The sequence below is a fragment of the Microcoleus sp. F4-D5 genome, from assembly GCF_036704885.1.
Taxonomy (GTDB): Bacteria; Cyanobacteriota; Cyanobacteriia; order Cyanobacteriales; family Microcoleaceae; genus Microcoleus.
Map to the genome: position 1 here is coordinate 1 of NZ_JAUBSX010000109.1, position 9,610 is coordinate 9,610.

At 42.4% G+C, this 9,610-nt stretch carries 10 protein-coding genes; 5 read left to right on the forward strand and 5 right to left on the reverse strand.

Features of this window, described 5'->3' with window-relative positions; translation table 11 throughout:
- Positions 1–127 precede the first annotated feature (127 nt).
- Complete coding sequence (locus QUA80_RS30445; protein WP_333428674.1) at positions 128–400, forward strand: ISAzo13-like element transposase-related protein; 273 nt, start codon at positions 128–130, stop codon at positions 398–400.
- 269 nt (positions 401–669) lie between these two features.
- Positions 670–1,155 (forward strand): hypothetical protein, encoded by a 486-nt coding sequence (locus tag QUA80_RS30450; RefSeq protein ID WP_333428675.1) that lies wholly within the window; start codon positions 670–672, stop codon positions 1,153–1,155.
- Between the two features lie 77 nt (positions 1,156–1,232).
- Here the strand turns inward: QUA80_RS30450 and QUA80_RS30455 are convergent, their stop codons facing one another.
- Both QUA80_RS30455 and QUA80_RS30460 read right to left on the reverse strand, forming a co-directional pair.
- Positions 1,233–1,397, reverse strand: a complete 165-nt coding sequence (locus tag QUA80_RS30455) for a LuxR C-terminal-related transcriptional regulator (RefSeq protein ID WP_333428676.1) — start codon at positions 1,395–1,397, stop codon at positions 1,233–1,235.
- A 47-nt stretch (positions 1,398–1,444) separates the two neighbouring features.
- On the reverse strand, positions 1,445–1,678 hold the full coding sequence (locus tag QUA80_RS30460) for a hypothetical protein (protein ID WP_333428677.1): 234 nt from the start codon (positions 1,676–1,678) through the stop codon (positions 1,445–1,447).
- An 884-nt stretch (positions 1,679–2,562) separates the two neighbouring features.
- On the opposite strand from QUA80_RS30460, the gene QUA80_RS30465 reads away from it, so the two are divergent.
- The gene (locus tag QUA80_RS30465) at positions 2,563–3,957 is read left to right on the forward strand and encodes a phthiocerol/phthiodiolone dimycocerosyl transferase family protein (RefSeq protein WP_333428678.1); all 1,395 of its coding nucleotides are present in this window, start codon (positions 2,563–2,565) and stop codon (positions 3,955–3,957) included.
- 528 nt (positions 3,958–4,485) lie between these two features.
- Here the strand turns inward: QUA80_RS30465 and QUA80_RS30470 are convergent.
- From QUA80_RS30470 to QUA80_RS30480, 3 genes are read right to left on the reverse strand one after another with little or no spacing between them, the layout of a single operon-like run.
- A complete protein-coding gene (locus tag QUA80_RS30470; RefSeq protein ID WP_333428679.1) occupies positions 4,486–5,247 on the reverse strand; it encodes a response regulator transcription factor in 762 nt (253 codons plus the stop codon).
- 33 nt (positions 5,248–5,280) lie between these two features.
- Positions 5,281–5,517, reverse strand: a complete 237-nt coding sequence (locus QUA80_RS30475; RefSeq protein WP_333428680.1) for an ATP-binding protein — start codon at positions 5,515–5,517, stop codon at positions 5,281–5,283.
- A gap of 26 nt (positions 5,518–5,543) precedes the next feature.
- Positions 5,544–5,921, reverse strand: coding sequence for a hypothetical protein (locus QUA80_RS30480; RefSeq protein WP_333428681.1), 378 nt, complete (start codon positions 5,919–5,921; stop codon positions 5,544–5,546).
- Between the two features lie 344 nt (positions 5,922–6,265).
- Between QUA80_RS30480 and QUA80_RS30485 the strand changes: the two genes are divergently transcribed.
- Complete coding sequence (locus QUA80_RS30485) at positions 6,266–7,633, forward strand: AAA family ATPase (RefSeq protein WP_333428682.1); 1,368 nt, start codon at positions 6,266–6,268, stop codon at positions 7,631–7,633.
- A gap of 1 nt (position 7,634) precedes the next feature.
- Positions 7,635–9,610: WD40 repeat domain-containing protein (locus QUA80_RS30490; RefSeq protein ID WP_333428683.1), on the forward strand; the 1,976-nt coding region annotated here is incomplete at its 3' end.

The following is a 9,610-nucleotide window of genomic DNA, read 5'->3' on the forward strand; positions in this document are numbered from 1 at the left end:
TTATCAACAATAAATATCTCAAAGTCTGGTTTTATCGTACACACTAGCTAATTTACGATGATTACATTTACGTCCTAGAACTTAACTACACAGAGGCTTTGATTGTTTTCGGAGATGTCTAATCCTGTTGAGCGGACGAAAGGGAGTGTTGGAAAACCACTGGAACGGTAATATCATCAAGGATATTACCACCGTGCTGCATTTGGCTGAAACGATGACTTGGAAGGGTAAACATCCGATAGTCAAACTCGTGACCTTGACTTATCAAACTGGGGTTAAGCTCACAACTCTGGAAATGGCTGAAGTTGAAACTCAGATTCAGCGTCTGTCCCAACCTGTTGGGGATAGCCTCCCCAATCTCGGTAAGTGGTTTATAGATATTGTTTACAGTACTGCTTGATTTTGGACGAGTTTTTTATTTGGTAGTCCCTAATTCCGTCAAAGCATCGGCATCAACCTTAGATCGGTGTTTTATTGGGTGGGACTATAAACTCTGCTCGCTGTAAATTTATCAAAATCAGCTTACCTACTTGGAGGACAATAGAAAATAAAATTTTCGGCGCTAAATAAACGCAAGCTTTCAGGTTCAGAATCTCTACCAATCGGCAGATTTTAGCAGAGCGAAATTATAACCTGAGTGAGATATTAACTAGAGAAGACTGTTTTAAGGTGTTAGATGACGTGGCGCAAGGAGAAGCAGCAATGATTTTACCTGCATCTGTTAAAGGGAAATGGAAACGACTGGCAACAGCCTTTATTTGTCCTCTGACACTAATTGGTGTTGGCATTCAGCAACAACCGATTCAAGCACAACAAAATCCATCTAAGACTAATGTTGCTGCTTTGCCAGATGGTATTTACCTGTACGGAGATTCGCCACAGCCCAATCAAGTTCTTCAAAACTATATTGTGTTTCAACGCCAGAACGATCGGGTAGTTGGTGCAATCTACGCGCCGCGATCGGACTTTGCGTGCTTCACTGGTAAAATCCAGGGCAATACACTGTACGGAAAGGCAATCTCAGCCGGAAAGATTCAAACAGTTGAAATCAATACTCAGCTAAGCAATCTGCATTCTATTCGCACAATTAGCTCAAACGATCGGCGCATTCTTTCAACGTGCAAAGAAACAGCACAAGCTAACATCTTCAGGTAAATTTTTGACTTAGCTCAAATGCTGCACAAGGCTGGCGGTGCGTTACACTGCGTTAACGCACCGGACGAATTAAAAATTTAAGAACAGGATAAATATATAAAAATAAGCTGCAACATATTAAAGTAAATATTATATCTAAATGCTGCATTCGCAAAAATAGCCAACTGCGATCGATTTCGCAATTTCAAAAACGCTAATATATGCGTAACGTGAGTTTTAACAGTTCCTTCGGTAATATACAACTTTTCAGCAATTTCGCGGTTGCACCGTTGTTAATTTAACTCAATATCTATTGTTTGCAAGGCGTTAATTGAGATAAATATTGTGCGGTTTCTTTGCTGTCAGCTTTTGATTGAGGAACCTTTGCTATTAGCTTTTTCAGGAATCCTGACGCTAATTGATTATAGTCGCTGGCGACCCGAATAGCTTGTCCCAACTCCTCAATCGGCATATCTTTGAGCACGTAACCCTTGGCTCCAGCTCGCATAGAGTCAGCAATATATCGGTCGTTATCAAAGGTCATCAAAACTATAACTTTGGTATCTGGAAACTGCTATCTACCATCCATCAAAGGCATCCGCACATCCATCAATACTAAATCTGGTTTTTAAACTGCCACTTTATCAATGGCAGATTCGCCATTACCAGCAGTTCCTACTACTTAAAAATCTGATTTTAATTCAGACATGGATTTAAGTCCTTGACAGCTCAGATTTTGGTCATCTACTAGCAGGAGGCGAATCATACTAAAATTTCTCCGATAGGAAGTTCCACAAAGATGCGACAACCAGCAGCAGGGAAGGTTTCAATCTGGATTTTACCTCCAATTGCATTTACTCGTTTCTGCATAGGATCGTCAATTAAATAATTTCCCTTTTTTCTTGTGGGATAGGCCTTCCTAGCCCGTCCTTTCTGGGCGGGCTAGGAAGGCCTATCCCACAACAGTCATGAAAAGTGGATTTTATTTAATTCTCATCCCTAAGCCATTCATACGCTGAGTCGATCGCGTGGTGTGTCATTTCATTAAGACGCATTCTTCACGACAACACCACAGCAAAAGAAAAATTTACGACTTTCGTTGAGTCTGGGTGCAGAACCTCTATCTCAATTCGTAAGGACATTTACTTACCGCTGTGCAAAATTCGAGCTGAGATTCGAGACGTTGTTGAGATGTTGAGATGTTTGTTTGAGGTAGAATTTCTACGATGAGGATAGTCGATCTTGCATTCGCTTGAAACCGAATTGAGAATCCACTCTTAAACTAAGCAAGAGGATGGTACTATGAAATTTAAATAGAAAACTGCCTACACTCAAAAAACTGGCATTTATTTAGAAATACTGGTCCGATCGCGATTGGTATAAACTTCAAAAATCATTGCTGTAAAACCCAAAATGGAAACATTAACAATGACGACTCATGATACTTCAAAATATGAGAATAGTCTTAAAAACAGAAAACTCGTCCCCATTGAACAAGGGATGGAGCTCGCAAATCGCTACTCTGGTACATACAATGTAGTGACAATTAGTCGCATTACCGGCCCCCTGACTGAAGAAATTGTCAGAAAAGCTCTAGACTTGGTTCAGTCTCGCCACCCCCGTCTTAATTCTCGCATTGTTGGTGAATTAGATAGTCTCCGCTTTGAAACCGAAGAAACGCAAAAAATCCCTTTGCGTGTCCTGGAGGATCGGCAGTTAAACGAGATTGTTTTAGAGCAGATCAATTCAGAATTTGATAGCAGTAAAGGTTTAGTACGATTTGTGTTCCTTCCTCCAGAAAAAGATGGCAAAACCAGTTATTTAATCGGCACAATCCACCATGCGATAACAGATGGGTTATCCAGCATCCAACTGCATTCAGAAATCTTGACATATTGCCAAAAAATTGCATCTGGCGATCCACTAAAGCCAGGAACTAGCTTGAAACCGCTGCCACTGCTTTACGATTTAGTACCTGCTTCAATGAAGGGATTGAGAGGGATGCTGAGTATTATGTTATTTCTGTGCCTTTTGAGGTTCAAAAAGCTTTGGTATCGCCCGGAAACATTATGTTTTGAAAAGTGCGTACCTCTTGACTCGCGTCATTGCGGGTGGATTAGAAGACAACTAGACGAAACATTGACTCAACAAATTGTTAATCGCTGCAAACAGGAAAAAACAACGGTGCAAACGGCTATCTGTGCAGCGATGATGTTTGCAGTAGGGAAAAAAATCGCGATGGGAAAAGAAAGAGATGTGCGCGTTAGCTGTCACTCGTATATTGATTTAAGGAGACGCTTTTCACCCGTTGTTCATCCCGAAAATTTGGGCGTACTTGTTAGCGCTGCGATATCATTTCACAATTTGAAACCTCAAACATCATTTTGGAATTTAGCACGAGATGTGAGAAAAAAACTGGAACGCCAGTTAAATACCAGCGATATTTTTGTACCGTTTTTAATATTAAAAAAATTGATTGAATCGATCCTGAAAGATTGCGATCGCGCACCAGCAACAGTAGCTCTCACCAATGTTGGTAGAGTCAATATTCCCAGTGTTTATGGGGATTTTAAACTAGAGGAAATCAGCTATCTTGCCGGATTGGCTACGGTTGGGGGTGTTTTGAGTGCTGCTGTGACAACTTTTGAGGGCAAAATGACTTTGAATTTTATGTTCTCTGAGCCGTCAATTAGTGGGGAGACAGCGGAGATACTTGTTGATAGTGTTATCTCCTCTCTGATTGAGTCTAGTAAAGGAGATTGCGCTTGGCAGAATCCAGATACACCAAAATCAACTGATGAATTGGCAGAAATTGCCCACTGATTTCGCGCGTTGTTACGGCGATCGCTCTCTCAGTGCTGGATGCAACTTGCATAGATAGTAAGGTGATCTACTATCCCTACACCCTCGATAATCGTTAGACAACGGAGTCCGGGACACCCTACAAATCGATTGTCCTGTGACAGTTGCGTCCAGGACTATCTCCTTTATTTTTTTATCAAAAAATCGCTTTTACAAAATGCTAGGCTCAGGGACAGTAAAAATTACGATTAAATTACTCGACCAAAAAAAGCAGTAACAACAACAAAAGTCTTGTATTTGCCTCATGGTAAACACCCTGCCGTTGGTTCGACGTTCAAAAATCCTGACCTTACCAGAAGCTATCAACTGATTTAATTTTAAGCCCTGAGACATAATTCTGTTTCCTAGAGATTAAAAAAAAAATAGCTGTCTCTGCTCTACCATACTCGCTTCTTATCTGTCAAGTAAAATTGTTACCAAATTTGATGAGCTTACCCTAGCAGTAAAGCTCTAAATGATACTTTTATAACCTGATTAATGCCGATGAGTTTAGTAAATTGTCATGCCAGTGCGATCCTCTTCGAGGGCTTTCCTTCGGATCGCTTCGCTAACGCTAACGGGCGGCTCGAACCTGTAACCGTAACCCCGAATAGTTTTAATAAACTGCGACCCCGTAGGATCAACTTGAATCATTTTCTTGCGAATCTGCCCGATATGTACGGTAACAAGTTGGTCTTCTCCTGTGTCGTCGCAGTTCCACCCCCAGATTTTTTCGATTAGCTGTTGGCGACTCCAAGATTGACCGGAATGACTGGCCAACAAATACAAAATATTAAATTCCAAGGCTGTTAACTTGATAATGCGATCGTTGAGTGTTGCTTCCCGGCGCGCTGAATCGATCGCGAATCGATCGAATACGATGCGCGATGGAGTGACAGGCCTCATGCGTCTCAACACAACTTCGATACGAATTGCTAACTCCGCCAGACCAAAGGGTTTGCAGATATAGTCATCAGCACCGGCGGAAAGGACTTTAACTTTATCGGCTTCGTCTGTGCGGCTGCTTAGCATTACCACAAAAACATTAGTACGGCGCTGCATTTCCTGGCAGAGGTGATAGCCTGTAGTATCCGGCAAATTCCAATCAAGAACTACTAGCAGTGGCTTGAATTTATCAAACAATTCTAAAGCCGTCTCGCCATCTGCTGCCGAATCTACTTGATATTTTTGATTCAAAAAGCGATGAACTAGATTGCGGATGGCTGGGTCATCATCCACAACCAGAATTTTGGGGGTAGTATCAACAACCATAACAAAAATATTTCTTCCTCTTGTTAATGGAATTTAGTAAAACGTAAAGCCCAGCTCGTTCCAGCTAAACAGATTTTTTTCTGGCAATTCTTCTTTTAACTTCGCTTTCAGGTCAAAAGGCTTGCCCCAATCCCAAATTTCGATTTCTAGGCGATCGGCAAAAACTGCGATCGCCAGCTCGATTTTTGGACTTCCCACTGACTGATTTTGGTGAGCGTGGCGAACAGCATGGGCAAAACCCTCGATCGCAGCAAGTTTACAAAGCTGCAAAACTGCTTCGGGAATGGGTAGAGGCTCTAAAAAAAAACTGCATCAACCCACCATAAAACTTGAGTAACCGCCTTGAGCTCGCTATTTACTTGAAGCTTTATTTTGTGAAGTGGCTGGTTATAACTTCGATCTGATTGGGGATTTCGTTGCTCTTGAAGCCAGTTAAAACTGTGTAAAATATCAATTGCACGCTTAAAAAAACCAGCTTGAGTGCGAGGTTGGAGTGGTAGTAGACCGGGCTGAAAATATTTGACAATTAACAGACAGTTTCGCCCCTCAGACGTGCGGGTATAACTTAGCTCATCGGCAATTTTGCCAATAAGTTTTATACCTATTTTGCCTATTTCATCGATTTCAGTAAAATCTTCGTCTGGGTGTGAGTTTCCGAATAATTTAAAATTCATTTGACTGACCTCTCTTGTTTACCAATAACTGCTTGTCTGTCTTCCGATCGAATCATGGCATCACTTTAATTAAGTGAAGTTGACCAGAGGTATAAAGTTAGGTCTATTAGAGGTCGGTATAATGAAAGTATACTCAAGGTATAATTAAACTACTGTCATACAGAGTCCGTATCCTTTGCAAGGCTCAGGATTGCGAAGCATCCCAGCCGTATAAGAGATCCTTGGCTAGGCTCAGGATGATTTAAGTGCATGATGCGGAAGTTGTAATAAAGTTATATTGGGGGTTAACCTAGATGGATTGGCAAGAATTCCTTAGAGGCGAATCCGGGACACATGGATTATCGATGGAACACACAGAAACATTATTAGCAGCACTCTCCTCTCCTGAAAGAGAACCCCTCAATCACGTACAGCTTTCAGGAAAGTTCAACATAGCAGAAGCTACTGTAAAACAGCGGTTGGGAGAGATTTATAGTAGGTTTTCAGCTAGTTTTCCTGAACTAGATCACCACGCAGGTGCAGGTAAGTTGAGGATTCTGCGGACTAGATTAATACAGAAGTATTATCAACCATCACAACCAGTAGTTGCCCCCTACCCTGAAGAATTTATATCGATAATAGAAGAAAAAATTCGGAGGTTTTGCGGACGCCAATTTGTTTTTGAGACTTTTGAGCAATTTATCACTGACAATCCTCACGGTTATTTTACGATCGTCGGGGATGCGGGAATGGGCAAAAGCTCGATCGTTGCCAAATACGTCTGGGAACATAAATCTCCCTGCTATTTCAATATTCTTGTCGAACGTCGCAACCGACCAGAATTGTTTTTGAAGAGCATTCGCCGCCAATTAATTGACCGCTATCAATTGCCAAAATCAGAAGACGCCGATTTACCAACTTTACTGGCAAAGGTGGCGGCAAAACTCACGGCGGGCGATCGTTTGGTAATTGCAATTGATGCACTGGATGAAGTCGAACAAGAACCGGGAGAAAATCTTTTACATTTACCGACAACTCTGCCCGATAACGTATATTTCCTGCTGACGAGGCGACCCTTTAACCTCGGTCAAAGGCGGCTAGCCGTATCTCCGGGAGTTCCGGTAAAAGAGTTAGATTTAGGACACAGCGACTATGCTCATTTCAATCAGAAGGATATCAAAAAGTATATTGAGTATATGATTAATACTGATTATGAGTATAAAGATAAACTGAGAAACTGGATTCAAACCCGCAGCCTTACCGATACAAGTTTTGTCGAGCAAGTGGCAAACAAAAGCGAAAACAATTTTATGTATTTGCGGTATGTTTTGCCAGCAATTGCTAAGGGTGATTACAATGACTTGAGTTTAACGCAATTGCCCGATGGGCTGCAAGAGTATTATCAAAGCCATTGGGTGCGGATGGGGATGGAAGCTAAGCCAGGGCAATTGATGGAGATTGTCTTGTATATTTTACTAGAGATTGCCACGCCGATTCCCTGCGAGATGATTGCTGGAATTGCCAAGGTGGATGAATGCGATGTGGGAAAGGTTTTAGATAAGTGGGTTGAGTATTTGAAAAAGCAGAATTTAGACGGAGAAATCTGCTATACCATCTATCATGCTACTTTCCTTGACTTTCTGAAAGGCAAACGGGAGATGGATTCAAAGCGGAAAATTTTTAAAGAAGTAAATCAACGGATTGCTGAGTATTTAGAAATAGGGATGGCTTGAAATGGGAGAATTTGCTGACAAGTTAGCGGCCAAACCACTTTTCTATCAACGTGCTTATCTGGGTAGCTTACTGCCAAATTATGTCAAGTCAGGTAATTTAGAAAAGTATTATCAAAAACTGACTGATTTTAACTTTCTGATGGCAAAGATTCAGCATCCAGAGTTTGGAGTGCAGGCACTGATTGATGATTTCAATTTGGTTGAGGATTCAGAAGCAGTAACTCACCCAGAGTACAACCCAGAAACAGCGAAAGCCTTGGACTTGATTCAATCGGTATTGTGGATGTCAGCCGATATTTTGGGTCGCAATCGGACGCAACTGGCAGGGCAATTGTTAGGGCGCTTGCTGCACTTTAATCTTCCGGTAATTCAGGAAATGCTGGAGGTAGCAAAGCAGTGGAAAGCAGCACCTTGTTTGCGTCCTTTGACACCCTGTTTAACTCCCCCTCGCAGGGGATTGCTTCGCACCCTCGAAGGTCACAGTCACTCGGTAAATGCAGTAGCCGTCACTGCTGATGGCAAGCTGGTAATTTCTGGTTCATCGGACAACACCCTAAAAGTTTGGGATTTAACAACTCGAAAGGAAGAGTTTACTCTCAAAGGTCACAGCCAGTGGGTAAATGCAGTTGCTGTCACGGCTGATGGCAAGCGGGCGATTTCTACTTCGTGGGACAAAACCCTAAAAGTCTGGGATTTAACAACTGGAAAGGAACTCTTTACTCTCAATGGTCACAGCGACTCAGTATATGCAGTAGCCGTCACTGCTGATGGCAAAGGTGCAATTTCTGGTTCAAGAGACAACACCATCAAAGTCTGGGATTTAACAACTCAAAAGGAACTCTTTACTTTCAAAGGTCACAGCGGCTTGGTAAATGCAGTAGCCGTCACGGCTGATGGCAAGCGGGCGATTTCGGGTTCGTGGGACAAAACCCTAAAAGTCTGGGATTTAACAACTCGAAAGGAACTCTTTACTCTCAATGGTCACAGCGACTTGGTAAATGCAGTTGCTGTCACAGAGGATGGCAAATGGGCGATTTCTGGTTCAAGAGACAACACCATCAAAGTCTGGGATTTAAGAACTCAAAAGGAAGAGTTTACTCTCAAATTTCACAGCTACTTGGTAAATGCAGTAGCCGTCACGGCTGATGGCAAGCGCGCGATTTCGGGTTCGTGGGATAAAACCATCAAAGTCTGGGATTTAACAACTCGAAAGGAAGAGTTTACTCTCAAAGGTCACAGCGACTTGGTAAATGCAGTTGCTGTCACGGAGGATGGCAAGCGGGCACTTTCTGGTTCATCGGACAAAACCATCAAAATCTGGGATTTAACAACTGAAAAGGAAGAGTTTACTCTCAAAGGTCACAGCGACTTGGTAAATGCAGTTGCTGTCACGGAGGATGGCAAGCGGGCACTTTCTACTTCGTGGGACAAAACCATCAAAGTCTGGGATTTAACAACTCGAAAGGAAGAGTTTACTCTCAAAGGTCACAGCTACTCAGTATATGCAGTTGCTCTCACGGAGGATGGCAAGCGGGCAATTTTTGGGTCAAGAGACAAAACCCTCAAAGTCTGGGATTTAACAACTGCAAAGGAAGAATTTACTCTCAAAGGTCATATCGACTCAGTATATGCAGTCGCCATCACCCCCGATGGCAAGCGGGCAATTTCTGGGTCAAGAGACAAAACCCTCAAAGTCTGGGATTTAACAACTGCAAAGGAAGAATTTACTCTCAAAGGTCATATCGACTCAGTATATGCAGTCGCCATCACCCCCGATGGCAAGCGGGCAATTTCTGCTTCCTGGGACAAAACCCTTAAAGTCTGGGATTTAACAACTCGAAAGGAACAGTTTACTCTCAAAGGTCACAGCTACTTAGTAAATGCAGTAGCCGTCACGGAAGATGGCAAGCGGGCAATTTCTGCTTCCTGGGACAAAACCCTTAAAGTCTGGGATTTAACAACTCGAAAGGAACAGTT